The sequence below is a fragment of the Amycolatopsis sp. NPDC059021 genome, from assembly GCF_042739895.1.
Classification (GTDB): Bacteria; Actinomycetota; Actinomycetes; order Mycobacteriales; family Pseudonocardiaceae; genus Amycolatopsis.
Genome location: NZ_JBHYIQ010000003.1, coordinates 33,913 through 53,238 on the forward strand (window position 1 = coordinate 33,913; position 19,326 = coordinate 53,238).

14 protein-coding genes and 1 pseudogene are annotated in these 19,326 nt (G+C 68.7%); 8 read left to right on the forward strand and 7 right to left on the reverse strand.

Translation table 11 applies throughout. From position 1 onward, the window contains the following. Positions 1-29: 29 nt before the first annotated feature. The gene (locus ACFWX1_RS02180; protein WP_378382979.1) at positions 30-695 is read left to right on the forward strand and encodes a response regulator transcription factor; all 666 of its coding nucleotides are present in this window, start codon (positions 30-32) and stop codon (positions 693-695) included. Continuing rightward, positions 692-1,852, forward strand: a complete 1,161-nt coding sequence (locus ACFWX1_RS02185; RefSeq protein ID WP_378382980.1) for a sensor histidine kinase — start codon at positions 692-694, stop codon at positions 1,850-1,852. Before ACFWX1_RS02180 ends, ACFWX1_RS02185 begins: the two co-directional genes overlap by 4 nt. A gap of 5 nt (positions 1,853-1,857) precedes the next feature. Here ACFWX1_RS02185 and ACFWX1_RS02190 read toward each other — a convergent pair. From ACFWX1_RS02190 to ACFWX1_RS02200, 3 genes and pseudogenes are all read right to left on the reverse strand, one after another. Then, positions 1,858-2,134: pseudogene (locus ACFWX1_RS02190) on the reverse strand (transposase); the annotation flags it as partial. Positions 2,135-2,242: 108 nt separating this feature from the next. After that, entirely contained in the window at positions 2,243-3,391 is a 1,149-nt protein-coding gene (locus ACFWX1_RS02195; protein ID WP_378382981.1) for a sensor histidine kinase, read from the reverse strand. After that, entirely contained in the window at positions 3,388-4,056 is a 669-nt protein-coding gene (locus ACFWX1_RS02200; RefSeq protein WP_378382982.1) for a response regulator transcription factor, read from the reverse strand. The genes ACFWX1_RS02195 and ACFWX1_RS02200 overlap by 4 nt, the downstream gene beginning before the upstream one ends. Before the next feature lie 216 nt (positions 4,057-4,272). Between ACFWX1_RS02200 and ACFWX1_RS02205 the strand changes: the two genes are divergently transcribed. Further along, positions 4,273-4,677: a hypothetical protein gene (locus ACFWX1_RS02205; RefSeq protein ID WP_378382983.1), complete on the forward strand. Its 405-nt coding sequence runs from the start codon at positions 4,273-4,275 to the stop codon at positions 4,675-4,677. Between the two features lie 99 nt (positions 4,678-4,776). Here ACFWX1_RS02205 and ACFWX1_RS02210 read toward each other — a convergent pair whose 3' ends face one another. After that, complete coding sequence (locus ACFWX1_RS02210; RefSeq protein ID WP_378382984.1) at positions 4,777-6,399, reverse strand: bifunctional 3-(3-hydroxy-phenyl)propionate/3-hydroxycinnamic acid hydroxylase; 1,623 nt, start codon at positions 6,397-6,399, stop codon at positions 4,777-4,779. A gap of 144 nt (positions 6,400-6,543) precedes the next feature. Between ACFWX1_RS02210 and ACFWX1_RS02215 the strand changes: the two genes are divergently transcribed. Next, positions 6,544-7,266 carry a FadR/GntR family transcriptional regulator gene (locus ACFWX1_RS02215; RefSeq protein ID WP_378382985.1) on the forward strand — a complete coding sequence of 241 codons (723 nt, stop codon included), beginning with the start codon at positions 6,544-6,546 and terminating at the stop codon, positions 7,264-7,266. A gap of 206 nt (positions 7,267-7,472) precedes the next feature. On the opposite strand, the gene ACFWX1_RS02220 is transcribed toward ACFWX1_RS02215, so the two are convergent. Then, positions 7,473-8,012: a DUF6790 family protein gene (locus ACFWX1_RS02220; protein WP_378382986.1), complete on the reverse strand. Its 540-nt coding sequence runs from the start codon at positions 8,010-8,012 to the stop codon at positions 7,473-7,475. 57 nt (positions 8,013-8,069) lie between these two features. On the opposite strand from ACFWX1_RS02220, the gene ACFWX1_RS02225 reads away from it, so the two are divergent. The 3 genes from ACFWX1_RS02225 to ACFWX1_RS02235 all read left to right on the forward strand — a co-directional run bounded on the left by ACFWX1_RS02225 (position 8,070) and on the right by ACFWX1_RS02235 (position 12,531). After that, entirely contained in the window at positions 8,070-8,489 is a 420-nt protein-coding gene (locus ACFWX1_RS02225; protein WP_378382987.1) for a MarR family winged helix-turn-helix transcriptional regulator, read from the forward strand. Positions 8,490-8,771: 282 nt separating this feature from the next. Next, positions 8,772-10,163 carry an AAA family ATPase gene (locus ACFWX1_RS02230; protein WP_378382988.1) on the forward strand — a complete coding sequence of 464 codons (1,392 nt, stop codon included), beginning with the start codon at positions 8,772-8,774 and terminating at the stop codon, positions 10,161-10,163. Positions 10,164-10,428: 265 nt separating this feature from the next. Next, positions 10,429-12,531 (forward strand): hypothetical protein, encoded by a 2,103-nt coding sequence (locus ACFWX1_RS02235; RefSeq protein WP_378382989.1) that lies wholly within the window; start codon positions 10,429-10,431, stop codon positions 12,529-12,531. 60 nt (positions 12,532-12,591) lie between these two features. Here ACFWX1_RS02235 and ACFWX1_RS02240 read toward each other — a convergent pair whose 3' ends face one another. Together ACFWX1_RS02240 and ACFWX1_RS02245 are read right to left on the reverse strand one after the other, a co-directional pair. Continuing rightward, a complete protein-coding gene (locus ACFWX1_RS02240) occupies positions 12,592-13,167 on the reverse strand; it encodes a response regulator transcription factor (protein WP_378382990.1) in 576 nt (191 codons plus the stop codon). A 571-nt stretch (positions 13,168-13,738) separates the two neighbouring features. Continuing rightward, positions 13,739-16,747, reverse strand: coding sequence for an AAA family ATPase (locus tag ACFWX1_RS02245; protein WP_378382991.1), 3,009 nt, complete (start codon positions 16,745-16,747; stop codon positions 13,739-13,741). On the opposite strand from ACFWX1_RS02245, the gene ACFWX1_RS02250 reads away from it, so the two are divergent. Continuing rightward, positions 16,650-19,313 carry an AAA family ATPase gene (locus tag ACFWX1_RS02250; RefSeq protein WP_378382992.1) on the forward strand — a complete coding sequence of 888 codons (2,664 nt, stop codon included), beginning with the start codon at positions 16,650-16,652 and terminating at the stop codon, positions 19,311-19,313. The genes ACFWX1_RS02245 and ACFWX1_RS02250 overlap by 98 nt on opposite strands. Positions 19,314-19,326: the final 13 nt, after the last annotated feature.

Consider the following 19,326-nt stretch of genomic DNA (forward strand, 5'->3'; position numbering starts at 1 on the left):
TCGGTCCGGGAACAGGAGAGTGGAATAGCATGCGGGTGCTGGTCGTGGAGGACGAGGTGTTCCTCGCAGAGGCGTTGCAGTCCGGTCTGCGCAGGGAAGGCATGGCCGTCGACATCGCCCACGACGGAGCCACCGCGCTGGAATGCGTGGCGGTCAACGAATACGACGTGCTGGTGCTGGACCGTGATCTTCCCGGGGTGCACGGGGACGAGGTCTGCCGTCAAACGGCTTCCGCCCGGCCGGAGTGCCGGATTCTCATGCTGACCGCGGCGGGCCGATCGGCCGACAAGGTCGACGGACTGCGTATCGGTGCCGACGACTATCTCGTCAAGCCGTTCGACTTCCCCGAACTCGTGGCCCGGCTGCACGCCTTGCGGCGGCGCGCAGGCACGGCGCACCCGCCGGTGCTGACCCACGCCGGCCTCTGGCTGGATCCCGCACGTCGCGACGCCCGCCGGGACGACCACTCCCTGCGCCTGACCCGTAAGGAATTCGCCGTCCTGGAACTGCTCCTGCGCGCGGATGGGGCAGTGCTGAGCGCAGAACAGCTGCTGGAGAAGGCGTGGGACGCCCACGCCGACCCGTTCACCAACGCGGTCCGCATCACCATCTCCACGCTAAGGCGCAAACTCGGTGATCCGCCGATCCTGCACACCGCCACCGGCGTCGGCTACTACCTCGCCGCGAGCCCGTGAGCGTCCACGCCACGCTGCGGCGGAGCCGGTTGTCCATCCGGCTGCGGCTCACCCTGCTCTACGGCGGCCTGGTGCTCGCCTGCGGCATCGCATTGCTGACCTCGGTGTACTTCCTGATGCGCTACATCCCGGACTACGCCGAGCCAAAGCTGCTATCCCCAGGGGACAGCCACGAAGCCCTGATGCCCCCCTCGGCTGTGTGCCCCACCCATATCGCCGCTCCGTCCGACCTGATCGTCAGCAAGGACGACTTCCTGACGATGCTGCTGCGAGTGTATGGGGTTGCGCTGATCGGACTGGCCCTGGTCGCACTCCTGCTCGGTTGGATCATCGCGGGGCGAATCCTTGCCCCTGTCCACCGCATCACCCAGACCGCACGCACGGTCGCCGGGCACACCCCGGACGAACGCATCCACCTCGACGGACCCCACGACGAGTTCACCGAACTCGCCGACACCATCGACACGATGCTCGACCGGCTGCAGACGAGTTTCCAAGCCCAGCAACGTTTCGCCGCCAACGCCTCGCACGAACTGCGCACCCCGCTGACCACTATGCGCACCATGCTGCAGGTCGCCGCCGCCCATCCGCAGGACCACGATCTCGCCATCCTCGCCCCCAAGCTGCTGGCCACCAACGAACGCAGCATCGCCACAGTGGAGTCCTTGCTCCTGCTGTCCCGGGCCGACCACGGCATGAACGACACCGAGCCGGTCGACCTCGCTTCGGTGGCCGAACGAGCGCTCGAACAGGTGCACAACGAAGCGACCGCGGGCAGGGTCAGCCTGCGTGGCGAAGTACACCCGGTTCACCTGCGTGGTGACCAGGATCTGCTCCACCACCTGCTGATCAACCTGTTGTACAACGCTATCCGGCACAACCACTCCGGAGGTATCGCGCGGCTAACCATCGTGGCCCGGGACGACACCGCGGTAGTCACCGTCACCAACACCGGTGAGCTCATTTCCGCCGAGGACGCCGACCGGCTGTTCGAACCGTTCTACCGCGCGGGAACCCGCACCCGGGCGAACGGTCATGGCCTGGGCCTGGCCCTCGTCCGTGCCATCGCACAAAGCCACCACGGCACTGCCACCGCCACCCCGAATCCCGATGGGGGGCTGACCACGACCGTCATCCTCCCAGCAACGGACCCCTGACAAAGCACTATTAGGCGCCGGTGGCCGGTGAGCCAGGCACATAGTTCGTTCGATCACCCAGTGGCGCCTGCCGAGTTTTCGCTGGAGTCGATGCCTGTGCGGGCGATGCGGACCTTGATGCCGCGGTCGCGAACCCAGCGTTCGCAGGTCGGGTTGGTCGTAGGCCTTGTCGGCGTGCAGCTTGCCGGGCTTGCGTTGTCGTGGACCGCGTCGCGACTTGATTGCCGGTATCGCCATCACCAGCGGTTTGAGCGCGTAGGAGTCGTTGGTGTAAGACGTGCTCTAAGCGCACACGCCACTGTCCACACACACCCAGGACCGAAACCGGCCTTGCTATTTCCCTCCGGCAAGGAAAACGACCGCCGAGCGATGGTGTTCATCAAGAACAGATCACGTGGTGCCCGTGCCCGAAAGCGCCAGGGGAATGTTCACCGTGACCGTGAGCCCGCCTTCGGGCTGCGAGACCGCTGAGACATGGCCGCTGTGCGCAGTGACGATGGCGCGCACGATGGACAGACCGAGACCGCTGCCCTCGGGATGCCCGGCGCGCTGGGCGCCGCGACGGAATGGTTCGAAGAGTTGCTCGACTTCGTCGGCGGGGACGACCGGTCCGGTATTGCTCACCCGTAGGCACGCGGAATCCTTGACCGGGCGAAGGTCGAGCGTGACCTTCCCCTCGGTGTCCTCAGTGGACGGTATGTTGTAGCGCACGGCGTTGTCCACCAGATTGCGGACGACCTGACCGAGCAGCAGCTCGTCTCCCAGTGTTTCGCAGGGAACCACGTCCAGCTCGATTCGCGGGTTATTCGAGCCGGTCTCCTGCACGGTTCTCCGGGTTATCTCGTCGAAACGGGTCGGCACCAGGCTGTGGAGCCCTTGCTTCCCTCGCATGAGCTGGAGCAAACCGTTGATCAGGGCGATGCTTTTGTCGTTGCTGCGCAACAGATACTGCTTCACGCGAAGCAGTTCGGGCGAATCGACCGAGCCGAGGCCGACCTGGATCGCCGTTCGTGTCACCGCGAGTGGCGTGCGCAGCTCGTGCGAGGCGTTCGCGATGAACCGTTCCTGGGCGTGGAACGCCTGGTCGAGGCGATCGAGCAAACCGTCGAGCGTGTCGGACAGCTCCCTGGTCTCGTCGCGTGGGCCGGTAAGGGCAATGCGTTCGTGGAGGTTCGCCGTCGAGATCCGCCGCGCCTGCTCCGCGATCCGATGGACGCGGTTTAGGACTTTCCCGGTCAGCCACCAGCCGAGCAGGGCCGCGATCGCGCCGAGTGACAGGAAAGTGCCCACGGACGCCCACACGAGCTTGTCCAGTGCGTCATCGACGCCGCTGTCCAGCGGCTGCTGCACGACTTCCGGGACCGGAAGCGGGGGCGCACCGATTTGCGGTATCTGGGGCGTCCGGGGGATCGGCGCCATCAGGTGCAGCAGCGAATCCCTGTTCGCCAGGTAGACCAGTGACACCACCACGGCGCTCGCGGCCACGAACATCACGGTGTACACCACCGTGAGCCTGGTCCGTAAGCCCACCTGCCTCATGGCCCCGCACCTCGCACGCGGTAGCCGACGCCGGGGAGGGTTTCGATCACCGCGGGATCGTCCAGTTTCGCGCGCAGCCTGCTCATCGTGATGCGGACGGCGCTGGTGAACGGATCGGCGTTCTCGTCCCACACCTTGGTGAGCAGTTCTTCGGCGCTGACCACGGCGCCGTCGGCGGCGATCAGCGTCCTCAGGAGGCCGAACTCCTTGTTGGACAAGCTGATGAACCGGCCGTATTGGGTCACCTGCCGCAGTGCGGGGTTGAGTTCGAGACCGCCATGGCGGAGTACCGGAGGCAGACCCGGTCGTTCTCGGCGGCGAAGCGCGTCGACCCGGGCGACCAACTCGTCGAAGTCGAAGGGTTTGGGCAGGTAGTCGTCCGCGCCGAGGCGCAGGCCGGCGACACGGTCGCGGACGTCACCGGCTGCTGTCAGCATGAGAATGCGGGTTGCCGATCCTTCGGCGGCGAGTCGCGCGCAGACCTCGTCCCCGTGCAGACCGGGCAGATCACGGTCCAGCACCAGGACGTCGTACTCGACCAGCTGCAGCTTCTCCAAGGCAGTGGTCCCGTCGTGCGTGATGTCCACCGCCATGGCGTGCCGACGAAGGCCTTCGGCGACGAAGACAGCCAAGTCCTCCTCGTCCTCCACGACAAGCACTCGCACGCTGACCTCCGTTCTCTGCGGCATTTCCGCACTCGGTCGGCTCCAGTATTCCGCGTCCGGTGTTTCACGGACATAACGACTTCGCGAAGCGCCGCTGAAACAGCGGGCACCGTAATGTTCCCCATGTTCGCCACGTGACTTCTGGTGAACGAGATCCGGGGGACCTCCCGGTAATTGCTGGAAGCACATCTGAAACACGTGATTGAGGAGTCTCGCATGAAGCTCACGGTGAATACCGTCAAGCGCGCGGCAGCATCCGCCATCGTGCTCGGTGCTCTCGCTTCGGCAACCGCACTGGCCGCGTCCACGCCCGCTTCGGCCGCTACGAACGGAGGCAAGCTCGAAGTGTGCTCCGAAGGGAACTACGCGTCGTTCGTCGTCTTCCCCGACCGGCCCGGGTACAGCACGTCCCCCGTCGACAAGGGGGCCTGCCGGACGTTCGACGTCCTCGGGAACAGCACTTCCGTCGAGTCCATCGAGGTCCGAGGCATCAACACCGTAACGGGCCAGTCCTTCCTGGTCAATGATCTCCCTGCCCAGATTCGTCCGAGCAAGGGCGGCGCGGTCATCACCCAGGGAAGCGACACGGGTAAGCACTGGGCCATGGTGCCGCAGATTTGATCCCCTGACGGGCTGTCCGGAATACCACCCCTGAATCGAGCCCCATCGATCCACAAAGGACCGAACCGGTAGGCCGGAACGCCTCGTTCGGGGCAGGTATCAGCCGGCGGTGTTTTGCCGGACGGGGATATTCGCCACCGCGAGGTCGGATCGCAGCCGGTCGATCAGGTCACCGACCCTGCCCGGGTCCGTGACCGCGCCGTAGGCGTAAAAATCCGGCCGGACAAGCACAACGGTGACACCGGCCGCGACGAACCAGTCACGGACTTGCTCGTCCCCCGCGGTGAGCGAACGGGTCCGCGCCGATCTGGCGAGGTATTCGCTCGCCTGGTGCGCCTCCACCAGCATCACCGATCGCACGCCGAGCACGTCGCACACCGCGGTTTGTTCCTCGGTCAGATTCACCGCGGGGTCGACGCCGTAACCCAGGAGCAGGAATCCGGGACCGCCCTCGGACACGTCGTCGAGCAGACCGGAGACATCGCCGTCGCGCACCTGGAACTGCGGAGTGAGCGTCGCCCGCACCGCCGGTGGCGTCAACACCGCCTCCCAAGCACCTTCGCCGAGGCGTTCGGGAGGCATCGGCGGCAACGCCTCCCGCGGGTCGCCGTGCGAGGCGAGCATCCGCTTGTCACGCGCTCGCGCCTCGTCCTCGTCGAGCACGCAGATGGTGCGCCCCAACGCCACCGACATCGAGACGGCGTGCTGGAGGTGGTCGCGGCGTTCCGTGGTGTAGGTGTCCAGGATGGCCGGTTCGCATACCCCGCCCAGCACCCGATCCAGCTTCCAGGCGAGATTCGCGGCGTCGCGCAGGCCGGAGCACATTCCCTGACCGGCGAACGGCGGCATCTGGTGGGCCGCGTCCCCGGCGAGCGCGAGCCTGCCCCGCGTCCATTCCTCCGCCCATCGCGCCTGGAACGTGTACACCGCGTGCCGTTCGATCGTGGTGTTCTCCGGTGTGCGCCCCCACGGCTCGAGCAGCCGCCAGGCGGTTTCTTCGGTGTCGAGGCGGTCGCGGTCCTCGCCCGGCAGCCGCATGAATTCCCACCGCCGACGGCCGGGGCCGCCGGAGACGATCGTGGTCGGGCGCGCCGGATCGCACAGTTGCCAGTTCATCGGCGACCAGTCCTGCTCGTCGTGGGGGAGCACGTCGACGATCAGCCAGTCGAAGTGGAAGCCGAGGTCGATCAGGGTGGGATTCAGGTGCCGGCGTACGAAGCTGTTGGCGCCGTCGCACCCCACGACGTAGCGAGCACGCAGCCGGTGGTGCCGCGCGGCGCGATCGGACACGGTCAGCTCGACGTCCCGGTCGCCCTCGCGGATCCCGACGACCTCCAGGCCGCGCGACAGCCGCACGGTGGGTAGCTCGCCGAGCGACCCGGCCAGCACGGCTTCGAGATCGGGCTGCGAGAAGAAGTTCGCCACCGGCCAGCCGCACGAACCGTCCAGCGACCAGTCGATCTTCACCAGTGTTTCGCCGTCACGGTTGCGCCATTCGTAGTGGTCGGGAACCCGCGCGCTGATCTCGCGCACCCGATCGGCCAGCCCCGCCGACTGCAGCAACCGGCCGATCTCGTGGTCGAAGTGGACCGCCCGGGGCAACGGATAGGGCTCCGGCCACCGCTCCACCACATGGACGTCGTGGCCGGCGAGCCCCAGCAGACGGGCGGTCAAGAGGCCGACGGGTCCGGCTCCGACGACGATCACGTCGTGGATGTCCATCTCGGAGACTCCCTCACGTTCGGCAAATCGGTCATTTCGATTGCTATTAATCATGATTAATTATCGGGTATGCTGCCCGAGTCGCGGAGTGAAGTCAAGGATCGGACGCGGCTCATCGTGAGCCGTAGAGGAAGGGGATGGCCCATGGCGGACCTCACGGGTGCACCCGTGGCGGCCCCCGGCAGCCACGTCGGCAGTCGCGCGGAGTACGCCGCGCGTGTTCTGGAGCAACTGGCCGAGCGCGCACAGCCGGGTGAGCGTCTCGGGACGAAGGTGTCGCTGCGGCCGGCCTGTGGTGTTTCCGTCGGCACCTTCAACGAGGCGGTGAAGCTCGCGCAGAGTCGCGGCTGGATCGTTTCCCGATCCGGCCCGGGGGGAGGGATCTTCGCGGCCGAGCGTTCGGCGGTGGTGCGGCTCGGAAACTCCGTACTCGCCCTCGACGGCGATGCGCCGTCGGTGGCCGACGCGGTGCGGATGCGCGACGCCCTCGACCCCCTTCTGGTCGAGGACGCGGTCTGGCATTCGTCGGCGATCGATGTCCGCGAAATGCGGGATCGCCTGCGTGACATGGCGAACGCGCGCGACGACGGCGACCCGGTGGCGTTCGTCCGGGCGAACTGGGCGCTGCACCGGAAAATCGCCGAGGTCAGCCCGAGCGTCATCCTGCGCTCGGTGTACCTCAGCCTCCTCGATATCGTCCAGGCGCACACGCGTGGGGTGGGCGGCACCGAGACCTCACCGCTGCCGCGGTACATCGCCGAGCGCTACTTGCTGCACGAACGTCTTGTCGACGCCATCGAAGCGCGTGAGCACGACGCGGCGCAGCGGCTCATTCGCGAGCACAACAACACGGCGAAGGCGCGTTGAGCGCCCTTTCTTCACGCCGCTGGGCGGAGCGCCGGATCGGTCTGAGCGGACGGCGGAAGGGTGACGACGAGATCGGATCCGCCGGTCGTCCGGGACCCTTACCTCGATTTGTGGTCGCGTGCCGCCGATCCGGGCGGCTGGTGGCCGTGCCGGTCGCCGGAAAACCCCCGCTGTGGGGCGGGGGTGGTTGATTCCGGTACGGGTGTTCAGCGCGAGACGAGCTGGTTTTCCGGGAGTTCGGCGGGGGCGGCCTGGGCCTGCAGCTTCTGGGCGCGCCGGGCGAGGAAGATCATCACGGCGGGGAAGAGGACGTCGCAGACCAGGACACCGCCGGTGTTGCCCGGCGCGTGGTCGCCGTTGGCGAAGAACTGGTAGAGGTGGCCGATCGTGGCGCCCCAGAGGAACATGCCGGCGCCCAGGCCGATCGTCACGCGTTCGCGCAGCGATGCCTTGACGGCGCGGAAGCCCATGATCGCGAGTCCGAGGTTGGCGAAGGCGATCTCGAAAACGAAGGGGGTGCGGGCGAAGCCGATCGTCTCGGCCATGTAGTCCGGGATGGTCAGGAAGCTCAGGGTCATCCACAGGCTGCCGAAGCCGAGTGCGGCGACCGCCCACCACCGCTGCCAGATCTCCAGTCGTTCGAGGCGGGTGTGTGCGCGGCGGGAGCGCACGAGTGCTCCGATGCAGGCGATCACCGGCGTGATCAGCGGGAAGCAGGTCTGGAAGGTGTAGTTCGTCGCGGTCATAGTCTGAGTATTGCATGGTTAATATTAACTTGTCAACACTCGCGGTAGGGTCGGCCGATGGACGACGGACTCTCGGATCTGCTGCACCGTGTGGTCTCCCTGCTGGGGGAGCACGCGCGCCGGAACACCGGCCGGGAAGGAGCGCTCAGCTACGCCCGGCTGCGGCTGCTCGGCGCGCTGGAAGACATCGAGCCGGCCACCCAGCATCGGCTGGCGCGGTCCTTGGGGGTCTCCGACCCCGCGGTCAGCCGGGCGTTGCGCCCACTGGAGGAGGACGGACTGCTCCGGATCACCACCGATCCGCACCACGCCCGCCGCCGGCTCGTCGAACTGACCCCCGCCGGTCGCAAGGCCTACCACGCCGACGGAAAATCCCTCGCCGAGCTACTCCGCCGCGGCCTGCGAAAACGGGGATTCCCCTGCGACCGCTACCTGATCGACACCCGGTGGCTGGCGGAGATCCTCGAATCCTCCTGACCGGAAAGGACAACACCGGCCTCGGCCTGTCGCGAACACTCCGTCCGGGAGACCGGGCGCCGGTGTCCTTTTGCGCCTTCGGTGGTTACCGTCGGCATCCCCCAGCGGGTGTGCGCGAAATCTGTGAAAACCTTCCGTATCGCCTGGCCGGTACTTTCCCCGGATAGCTTCGTATCGGGTGTGATCTTTCCGTAAGTGGTTCGGATACGTTCCCAAGCCGAAAGTCCTCGATCCCCGCTCGTCGAGTTCCGGGGCCGCCGCGCGGGCCGCATGCTGGTGGATGTGGACACCGTATTTTCCGCTCTCACCGCGGGCGCGCCGATCGTGGCGATGACCGGCCCGCCGGGGATCGGCCGGACGACCGCGCTGCGCAAAGCCGGCGAGCGGCTGTTCGAGAGAGGGACGGCGGTCACGGCGATTCGTTTCACCCGCGACGGCGATGCGACACCGGTACGGTCACCCGGCTCCGACTCGAGTTCCGTGCCGCTCGCCCCGGTCGTGGGTGCGCACCGGGATCCGGAGATCGCCCGGCGGGCCGCCTTGGCGGTGGCTGCCGAGCTGCTGCGCGATGGCCGCGCCGCCGCGTTGCTGATCGACGACGTGCAGTGGAGCGACCGCGACTCGCGCGCCGTCCTCGGCGCACTGGTGCGCGAACCGGCCGGAAAATCGGTCACCTGCGTGTGCGCGGTCCGCACACCGATTCCGGTCGAGCAGCTGCCTTGGTGGCGGAGCCTGCGGGACGACAGCCTGGTTTCCTCCGTCCGGCTTCGGCCGATGGCGGAAGGCGAAATCGTGGCCGAAATCGCGGCGGCCACGTCGGCCGAACCGGACGACGAAGTGACCGGCAGGGTGAGGGAGCTTTCCCGGGGTATTCCGGCCGCGGTACGCGATTCGATCGAGATGCTCCTGCACAACGGCACCATCCGCGTGCTCGACGGTAAGGCGTCTTGTGTGCCGCCCGCGTTCCCCGTGCCGTCGTCACGGGACGACGGCGTGCTGCGGCGCCTTCGTGTCCTGCCTTCGCCAGTCCGTGCCGCGGCGACCGCGGCCTGCGTGTTCGCGCCGCTCGGGGAGGCGGTACCGCGCTTGGTCTCCGGGGTACTCGAGACGAGCGAAGCCGAGGCCGTGGCGCTGCTGGACACCTTGCGGCAAGAGGGAATTCTGCATCGTGGCCGGAATGGACACTCGTGGCGGGTGCTCGTGCCGGTCGTCGCTTCGTCGCTCACCGGCGCCATGGCTCCCTTCGAACGCCGGCAACTCGCGGCCACGGCCATCACCGCGGTGTGGACGGGCGAAGCACGGTGCGACGACCTGGACTACCTGTGCGATCTGGTCGTCGACGCCGGAGGGCTGATCGACCGCGCCCTCGCCTTCCCCGCGCTGATGGAGCGGGCAAGCGAGGTCGGTGCGCGGTCGCCGTCGCGGGCGTTGCGGTGGCTCGACGCGGCCGTCGACCTCGCGCGGAACCCCGCCCAGCGGGTGGCGGCCACGCTCGAGCGCATCGAGATCCGCCACGCCCGCGGTGATCACGAGCGGAGTCATCGCGATGCCCAGCGGTTGCTGACCAGTTTCGCCGACCAGCTCGCGCCGCAGGCGACGCAGCGGCTTCGAGCGCTGGCACATCGTGCCCCGGACACTGCCGGGTACGACGAGAAACCGCGCATGATCAGCTGATCACGGCTTGAACGCGAGAGGCCGGTCTCGTTCGATTTGACTTCGCCCGGGTGGATGCTACGTTGACCCGGGTTCGGGTTACCCGTTTAACCTGGTAGCGATGACGGAGCGCCGGGGGTTGACGCGTTGTGCTTGATGATCTGCGACATCCCGGGACAAGCGCTCAGAACGCGTCACGACCACCGTGCGACGGGGCGGGTTCCCGGTCGGCGACGGTCAGCTTCGATCGGCGCCTCACCCAGCGTCTGTCCGAGGTCGCGTAGGCATGGAGGACCGGCGCGTGGACGAGGTGGTGCGGCCGCTGCCGGTACGCCGGGGGCGGCGTTCGTTGGCTGACCGTGTGCGGCCGTTCTTCCGTACGGGCTTTATCGGCCGGGCCGAGTATCGGCAGGTTTTCGGCTCGGCCCTTCGTGGTGGCCCGGACGCTCCGCAGGTGTTGTTCGTCCATGGTCCTGGCGGGATCGGGAAGTCGGCGTTGTTACGGCAGTTCGCCGATGACGCCGACGAGCGGGGTCGCACGGTGGTGTGGGTGGACGGGGAGTACGTGCTCACCTCCACCACCGCGCTGACGGAGGCTGTCGCGCCGGTGCACACGACCGAGCGGCCGGTGCTGGTCATCGACGGATTCGAGCATTGCCAGGCACTGGAGGCCTGGTTGCGTGAGCAGCTCCTGCCGACGGTGCCCGAGGACACCGTCGTCGTCATCGCCGGACGGCATCGCCCCGAGCCACAGTGGACGCTCGACCTCGGCTGGCGTCAGCTCGTCCGGACGATTCCCCTGGCCCCCTTGACCCAGGACGAGGTCAGCGATCTGCTCACCCACCGCGGTGTTCCCGGCGACCTGCACGCCACGGTGAACGGCTTCGCCGCGGGGCACCCGCTCACCCTGTGCCTGGCCGCCGAAGAAACCTCCGCCAAGCCCGGTGCGGTCCGCGACGCCGCGTGGGAACCCAGCCAGCACATCATCGAGACCCTGCTGGCCCGCATGATCGACCGGGTGCCCTCGGCCGCGCACGAGTACGGCCTGCGCGTGGCCGGTCACGTACGCCACGTCACCGTCGGACTGCTCCGCACCAGCCTGGACGAACAAGACGCGCACCTCGTGTTCGACTGGCTCGCCGGATTACCGTACGTCGAAACAGGACGCCACGGACTGGTCTGCCACGAACTCGTCCGCGAGGTGCTCGACTCCTCCTTCAAATGGCGCGACCCCGTCGCCTACGCCGAGTTGAATCTGCGTTTGTGGCGGCATTTGCTCCACGGCCGGTCGCCCGTTTCGGACGACGAGATCGAGGTGGCGGCGGGGGACCTGCTCTACCTCAGCCGGTACCTCTCCCCGGCGGGCGCGGAGATCCTCGCCTTCCGGGAACGCGAGGCGCTGTTCGAAAGTGCCTACCGGCCGGAGATTCGTGAGGATCTGCTGCGGCTGGCGCGCGAGTACCGGGGCGAGGAGCATGCGCGTCTGGTGGCCTACTGGCTCGACAGGCAACCGGAAGGCTTCTCCGTCTACCACCGCGCCGAGGACATGACGATGGTGTCCTTCTACGCCTGGCTGCGCCTGCACCCGGGGACGGACGAGCTGAGTGGTGACCCCGTGCTCGCGCCGGTACGGGAGTATCTCGATCAAGCCGGGCAGGTGAAACCCGGTGAACATGTCGGGGTCGCTCGCTTCGGTGTTCCGGCGTTGTCGGCCGAAAACTACGTGGCCGAGGTGACCGTCCATACCGGATACCAGTCCATCAAGTCGTTGCATCGCAAGGACGGGCTCGTCGCGAGCTTCCTGCTCGTGCCGAACGCCGCTGCCGCCGTGTCCCAGGTCGAACCGTACGACCTTGCGCTGTACCGGGCGATCCCGGAACTCGGGGACGGGAGCTGGGGGCTGTTCATTCGTGACTGGCGCGAGATTCCCCTGGGGCAGCATCTCGAACGAACCGAGGAGAGGCTGCGGGGCGGTGTCATGCTGGGCGACGCCGTTCGCGAAACCCGTGCGGCACCGGCGATGTCCCAAGAGGAGTTCTTCGCCGCGGTCAAGCAGGCCCTGCGCGACTGGCATGACGACGAGGCGCTCGCGGTGAACCAGCTCATCCGGGTCTACGGTGACCTCGGTGCCTTGCGCGCGGCCGTTGTCACCACTGTGGACGCCCTGCGCCAGGACCCACGTCGTCTCAGGCAGCAGCGCGCGGTCGGGGCCACCTACCTCGACCGTGACACCAATCAGAGAGCCGCGGCGGCCCGGCTCGGCGTTCCGTTCAGCAGCTACCGCAGGCACCTCCAGTCGGGCGTGCGCGAGGTCTGTGACGCTCTTTGGCAGCACCATCATCGGCACGACGAGGCGCCTCCGCCGGACACACCTAGCGAACAGAGCTGACCGGCAGGCAACGGCCGCGCACCGCCAGTTCGCCCTGGGGTCCGCGGCCGGTCCCGGACGCTAGATGATTCCATGGCGAATCGCGTGCGCCACCGCGTGTGAGCGGCTGCGCAGGCCGTAACGATCCATCAATTCTTTGATCGTTTTCTTGATCAGGCTGCCGGAGTAGGCGAGTTCGGCGGCGATCTCGTCGGTGTCGTACCCGTTCGCCAGTAATCGGATGACCTCGTGCTCACGGACCGAAAGTCCGCTCAGGGTGAGCCCCCTCGGTTTCAGTACCTTGTTCACCACCCGGTCGAACTCGGCGAGCAGGCCGGCTTGGAGCCGAAGTGGCAGGCACACCATTCCCTGACTGACTCCGACAATCGTCCGGGCCAGCACGCCGGCTTCGATCCTGTTTCGCGGGAGCAGCGCGGCCATGCCGCACTCGATCGCGGGAACCAGCATGTTGTCCGGGAAGTCGTCGGTCACGATCACACAACGCGGGGGTGCTTCGTGTGGTGAGGCCGCGCGAACTTCCCGTGGTAGGGAGAGAGTCTCGGAACACACCGATTCCTCGACCACCACGATCACGTCGGCGGCCGGGAACTCGGCCGCGTCGGTGAGTATCTTCAACCGGCGTTCCGCCGCCAGCATACTCGTCATACCGATCTTGCTCATCGCGTCCGGCGCGTGTACCGCGACCGCGACAAGTGCGCCCGCCGCGTTTTCAGATGCCCAAATCCCATTGTTCATTGTGCGGTTCCCCTGACATTTACCACCGATCGGCGACCGCGGAATGGAACGTCATTCGCCGATGGTGGCGTTCCGGATGCCGGTGCGGTCGCGTCACGGACGACTAGGCCGATAGCCGTACCCACGGCTGCCTCGTGTTCATCCATCACACCAATTGCTTGCCCGGCGGACCGGCGTGGTGCCGGGAATGGCTTCCGGGCGTCCGCCGGTCCGTATGGACGATCATCATCGACGCACCGGGGTTCGCGCCAGCCTTGCGCCGTGCTCACTGGTGCTCACTGCTGCCCGGGCACGGGCCGAAGGGGGGGGGGCTGTATACGGGCTGGGGCTTATCCGTCGATCGAGTGTGACAGGGACACTTTCTCGCCGGAACCAGCTCGCCGGAACGTCGGGTCGCCGAGGCACGCGGGGGGTACCTTCGGGCAATCGTGATTGCCTCTTCTTCGGCAGGGTACTCGTCGGCAGGCGGTATTCAGCCGGGGTAGTCGCCGCGGAACATCGCGGCGGCCAGCTCGGTGCGTGATCGGTAACCGGTCCGCGAAAACAGCCTGCTCAACCGGCCTTCGATGCCTTTCTCCGTGCTGTGCAAGACCGTCGCGAGCTGCTTGTTGCCGAGTCCTTCGGTGACCAGGACCGCCAGGAGCCGTTCGTTCTCCGCGATCGTCGTCTGCCTGCCGCGCACCGCGATGTCGTGCCGGCGCATGAGATCTCGCGACCAGGAACGGTAGAGCAGGGCGTCCAGCTCACCGAACAGCTCATAGGACTGCGGCAACAGGCCGGGATCGCCGACGCCGTGGCGGACCACCGTGTCGATGACACGGGCGAGTTCGAACGGCTGGCCCCGCTCCTGCGCCAGGCGTACCGCGCTGCTCGCCGCCTCGCGGTCGTGCTCGACGAGTGCGCGGGCGAGCAGCAGATGCAGGGTGGCCCGGCTCGTACCCATCTGTTCGGCGACGTGGTCCAGTTCCGCCAGGCAGGTTCGCGCCCGCGCGTGGTCGGCGTGCAGGATCGAAAGTTCGGTGAGGTGCCACCACAGCGCGTCGGTGTCGAGCACGACTCCTTGTCCGGACGCGAGGGCGAGGCCCTCGCGCAGCCGTCGCGCCGCTTCGTCCGGTTCGCCGAGTGTGCTGTCGAGCAGCGCCTCCGGGGCGGACAGCAGATGCGGCAGTGGCGGGCGTGCCTCACGCGCGGTCGCCAGCAGGTCCCGGGCGCCGGTGATCCGGCCCCTGGCATGGAGGATCGTGGCCATCGCGTGGTGCACCAGCACCTGGCCGGGGCCGGAGCCGAGCGCCGCGCCGGCCGCGGTGGCCGCCCTGCCCAGCTCGAGTGCCTCGTCGAACCGGCCCTGGTGCATGGCCAATACCGCCTGCTCGGTGACGTGCAGCCGGTCAGCGGGCAGCTCCTCGACGATCAGCAGCTTTTCCGTGCGAGTGGTGTCGCCCAGTGACAGCAACGCCCGCACATGGGCGGAGATCTGTTCGTAGCGATACTGCTCCGTCTCGCGCAGCGGCCATTCCTGCGGCCGCGCCAGGCTCCGCTCGAAGTGTCCGGGCCTGCCGGTGACCAGTCCCGCGTGCCAGCGCACCATGGTTTCCAGGTAGCCCGACGGCGCCCGGTCCGCCACCAGTTCGTACGCTTCCCGCCATCGGCCGAGCAGGGCCAGCGCCGTCGCCACGACCGGCACCTGCTGCTTTCCGCGGTGTGTGCCTGACACGATGTCGTTCAGCGCCTCGAAGTCGCCGACGCTGTAGAGGGCGATGACGTGGCGGATCTGGAGCTCGTCGAGCTGGCCGGACGTGAGGTGCCCGGCGAAGTCGCCGAGCAGGGTTTCCGCGGCGGCTAAACAGCCTCGGTAGTCACCGTGGGCGAACCGGCCCGAGACCCGCGCCAGCTGGATCCGGGCCTGGCGGGCACGGTCGCCCGCCAGGTCGGCCGCCGAGGCGAGCCATCGATCGGCGCGGGCACCGTCGGTCAGCATCGTGGCGGACGCGCGGTCGACGAGCGTCGCCTCGGCGTCCGCCGGGTCCACCAGCCGGCCCGCGTTCGCGAGCTGATCGGTCAGATAGCCGGGGTCATCGCACCGCGCGTCGCCCGAGCGCAGGGCCGTCACCGCGAGCTGTGCCAGCTGCCGCCGTTCGTACGGGCCGCACGCGTCGAGCAAGGCGACGGCGACGAGCGGTACGGGGAATCGCCAGCTCCGATCACCGCCGCGGAATCGCAGCACACCTTCTTCGCGCAGCAGCTCCAGCAGGTGGAGCGTTTCTTCAGGGGAAGTGCCGAGTGCCCGTTCGACCAGCCGGGGCACCGCCGGGCCCAGTGGCTCGAATACGGCGACGGCCTTGGCCGCCCGCCACGCCGCTTCCCCCAGTCCGGTGATCGGAGCCAGCAGTTCGTGTCCGGCGGGCAGCTCCGCGAGCCGGGGACGGGTGAGGTAGGCGTGCTGGTCGACCACGTGCACGGAGTCCGCCCGCTGGTAGGCGTCGAGGGCGGTCACCAGTGCCAGCGGCGTTCCGCGGCTGAGGTGCCACAGCCGGTCGATCAGTCCGGAGGAGGGCCTGGCGGCGAGCGTTTCCGCGACGATTTCCGTGATGTCCACTTTGTCCAGTGGCCGGAGTACGTGTTCGCGGACGAGCAGGTCGGCACGCAGCCGGTCCATGGCTTCCCGCCCGGCGGCCCGGATGGCTTCGGGGACGGGCGTCCGGACCGTGCAGACACAGTGGACGGAGGTGCCCGCCAGCCGGCGCACCACCGCTTCCAGCACGGCGAGGTTGTCGAGATCCATCCACTGGGCGTCGTCGATCAGCAGGACGGCCGCACCGCGCGCGATCAGATGATCGGCGACCGCGCTCGCCGCGCGCCGGGCGATGCCGGGGGAGTCGTGCGCCCCGGTGGTGGATCCGGTGACCGGCCATGCGGTGCCGGACACCATGGTCACGGCCGGTGATCCGGTGGCCGGAGCCCGCGGGGATTCCGCTGGGGCACCGCGGTGGAACCGCAGCGTCGCGGTGGGCGTACCGCGCTCGAAAAGCTCGTCGTGGAGCGCGTTCAGGACACTGGTGCGGCCGAGCCCGGGGCGGCCACCCACGATGGTCAAGGGTGCTTCGGCCGGTGCGGTGACCGTGCGAAGCAACGCGTGCACGGTTCGGCCTCGTCCAGCCAGTCCCATCCTCGTCCCTTTTTCGGTAAGCCGCCGACCGCGGTCATCGCAGTCTGCCGCTCGTCCCGGCCTTTTGCCCAAGGCTGGAAGGAGTTCGGACACAGCCCGTGACCGCAAGTCATCGGATCCGCCGGGCAGGTGGCCGCGCGGACGAGGATGGAACCCATTCGGAGGTACCGAGGCGACGCGACCGTGGGTGATCGGGGCCGGGAGGAGGCGGGGCGAGATGATGCGGGACCGGGACAGGGTCACCGGGCGGGACGCGGAACTGGCCGAGGTGCGCGCGGCCGTGCGCGAGGAACACGGGCGGGCGAAGCTGTTCATGGTCCGGGGGCCCGCCGGAATCGGCAGGACGGCTTTTCTGCGTGCGCTGGGCGAGAGCTGCCGAGAGTCCGAAGTGGACGTCTTCGAGATCCCGTACCGGGACGGCACCGAGCCGTGGGACCTGTTCGGTGCCCAAGCCGCGGTGCGCGCGGCCCAGGAGCGGGTCGATCCGGCCGGTGACGTGCGGCTGGCCGACGCGATCAGCCGGGTCGGCAGGCTGTGCACTCCCGAGACCTATCGCACCGAGCGCGACCGGACCGCGCTGCTGATCGCGCTGGCCAGGATGTTCGGCGGACTCCGGCGGACCGGCCCGGTCGTGCTGCTGATCGACGACGTGGACCGGGTGCCGCGTCCGGAACTCCTGCTGACAGCGGCGAGCCACGCCTTCTCCCTGGTGGCCGCGACCTGCCGCGACGACGACTCCGCGGCCGGTGTGCCGTGGTGGGTGACCCAGCTCGCCGACCGGCTGATCACCCTGCCCCCGTTGCCCGACGACTGCCTCGGCGCGGTGGTGACCCGGCGGGCACACCTGCCGCTCGACGAGTCGGTCCTGCCCGAACTGTGTGGCGCGCTGGGCCCGCTGCGCGGGAATCCCGCCACCTTGGTGTCTACTGTGGACACTCTGGTGTGTGAGGGCCTGCTGGTCGCGGTGCAGGGCCGGCTGTGTCTCCGGGACAGCGCCGCCATCATGCTGCGCGCGGACCACGAACTCCTCGGCCGGATCGACCGGTTCGGCGAGCCGGGCTGGAACCTCGCCGCCGTGGTGGCGAGCGCGCGACTGTTCACAGTGGACGATCTGCCCGCGCTCGCGGCGGCCACCGGTTTTCCGGTCGCGGTGTACGGGCAGACGGTCGACCGGCTGATCGAGGCCGGGGTCCTGGTCTGTACCGCGCAGGGGCGGCTGGCCTGCCGCTGTCCGGCGCTCGCCCGGTCCGTCCTCGCCGCCGTGGGTACGGGCACGGTGCGGCGCCTGCACCGGCTCCTTGCCGAGCGGTGGCTTTCCGGCGGCCCCGCCACCGGTCTGGACACCGCGGCGCTGGCCGAGCATGTCGCGCTGGCCGGTGTGTCCCTGCCTGCTACCGCGCGGGTGACGGGCCTGCTGATCGAGGAAGCCGACCGCATCGCCGACGTCGACCCGCACCGCATGGCGCAGCGCTATCGCGCGGCGCTGCGGCACGCCGGGCCGGACAGTCCGGAGTGGCCGTCCCTGCTGTCCAGGACGATACGAGTTCTGGTGCGTGGTGGTTGCTACCCCGTGCTCGGCGGGATCGTCGCCGAGGTGGTCATGGACGAGCAGGCCTTCGGCCGCCTCGCGGCCACGCACCGGGCGGAACTCGCCGTGGCGGCCGCGCTGTCCGCGGTGCACACCGGATGGCCCGTGCCCCCGGCGGTGGCCGCCAGGCTCACCGGCGGTCCCGGTGGCGGCGCGCTCGAGGCGACGGCCCGCTGGTTCGCGGGAGAGGCCACCGGGGAACCGGAGAAGTTCTTGCGGCACTTCACCCCGCTGTTGGCGCGCTACCCGTCGGCGTGGCCCGGTGAGCTGTCGCCGGCGGTACTGCACCGGGAGGAGATCGCGGAAGCAGCCGCGCTGGGTGACCTGGTCACCGTCTTCGCACTGGCCTTCGGCCCGGCCTACGGGGCACCGGCCACCGGTCCGCCGGCGCTGTATCACCGCGTGGTGCGCGGATTCGCCGGGGGCGCGTGGACGGACGCGCTGTCCGCGGCGCGGGCACTGGAACTGGCCGGCGACGCGGGCGTCCCCCTCCGCCGGTACGCCCGGTTGTTCGCCGCGGAGATCTGTTCGGCCAGGGGCCACGGGAAAAGCGCGGCGAAATGGGTGGAGACCGCGTCCCCCACCTTCCTCGACGGCTGGGTGCGGGCCGGGATGCTGCTGGGCGAAGGAGACGCGCGGGCGGCGTTCACCGCGGGCAGGTCGGCCTACGAACAGGCACGCGCACTCGGTGGCGGGCCTGGCCGGGAGTGGTTGCTGATCCGGTTGCTGTCGCTCGCGACGACAGCGGAGTGCGCGGAGCACGTCGACTATGTCGTCGGCGAGATTGCCCAGCTGCATCGGGACGTGGACAGCCGGATGACCCGTGAGGCGGCGTTGCTGGCGCGTGGCGTGGTCTTCGGGGACGCCGCGAGCGCGGAAGCCGGCGTCGCGCTGGCCCGTCGTCGCGGGCATGTGGTGGACCTGGGTGTCGCCTGTCTGCTCGCCGGACTGGTGGCCGAGCGGCCGGAAGCCTGGCTGGGCGAGGCGTATGCCATCGCCAGGCACCTGGATTCGGCCGTGCTGCGCGGAAGTGCCCGGAAGCTGATGGCCGAACGCGGTGTCCCGCTGCCTGGGTCGCGCACGCCGCGGAAGGTGTTTTCCGACACGGAGTCCCGCCTCATCGAGCTGATCGGGCAGGGCCGCACGAACCGCCAGATCGCCCAGAACATGCGCATCAGCGTGAAAACGGTGGAGAACTGCCTGACGAGGTTGTACGCGAAGACGGGTTGCCGATCGCGGCTCGATCTCGCGGCAGCGAGCCTGAGAGGAAACCTGACCGCGATCGTGGCGTAGCCGGGATCGTCGG

Excerpts from the sequence above, each read along its gene's own strand:
- ACFWX1_RS02180 (WP_378382979.1), top strand. The coding sequence starts at position 30 with ATGCGGGTGCTGGTCGTGGAGGACGAGGTGTTCCTCGCAGAGGCGTTG.
- ACFWX1_RS02195 (WP_378382981.1), bottom strand. The coding sequence starts at position 3,391 with ATGAGGCAGGTGGGCTTACGGACCAGGCTCACGGTGGTGTACACCGTG.
- ACFWX1_RS02205 (WP_378382983.1), top strand. The coding sequence starts at position 4,273 with ATGAAGCTCACGGTGAATACCGTCAAGCGCGCGGCAGCATCCGCCATC.
- ACFWX1_RS02210 (WP_378382984.1), bottom strand. The coding sequence starts at position 6,399 with ATGGACATCCACGACGTGATCGTCGTCGGAGCCGGACCCGTCGGCCTC.
- ACFWX1_RS02215 (WP_378382985.1), top strand. The coding sequence starts at position 6,544 with ATGGCGGACCTCACGGGTGCACCCGTGGCGGCCCCCGGCAGCCACGTC.
- ACFWX1_RS02220 (WP_378382986.1), bottom strand. The coding sequence starts at position 8,012 with ATGACCGCGACGAACTACACCTTCCAGACCTGCTTCCCGCTGATCACG.
- ACFWX1_RS02225 (WP_378382987.1), top strand. The coding sequence starts at position 8,070 with ATGGACGACGGACTCTCGGATCTGCTGCACCGTGTGGTCTCCCTGCTG.
- ACFWX1_RS02235 (WP_378382989.1), top strand. The coding sequence starts at position 10,429 with ATGGAGGACCGGCGCGTGGACGAGGTGGTGCGGCCGCTGCCGGTACGC.
- ACFWX1_RS02240 (WP_378382990.1), bottom strand. The coding sequence starts at position 13,167 with ATGCTGGCGGCGGAACGCCGGTTGAAGATACTCACCGACGCGGCCGAG.
- ACFWX1_RS02250 (WP_378382992.1), top strand. The coding sequence starts at position 16,650 with ATGATGCGGGACCGGGACAGGGTCACCGGGCGGGACGCGGAACTGGCC.
- ACFWX1_RS02245 (WP_378382991.1), bottom strand. The coding sequence starts at position 16,747 with ATGAACAGCTTCGCCCGCCCGTGTTCCTCGCGCACGGCCGCGCGCACC.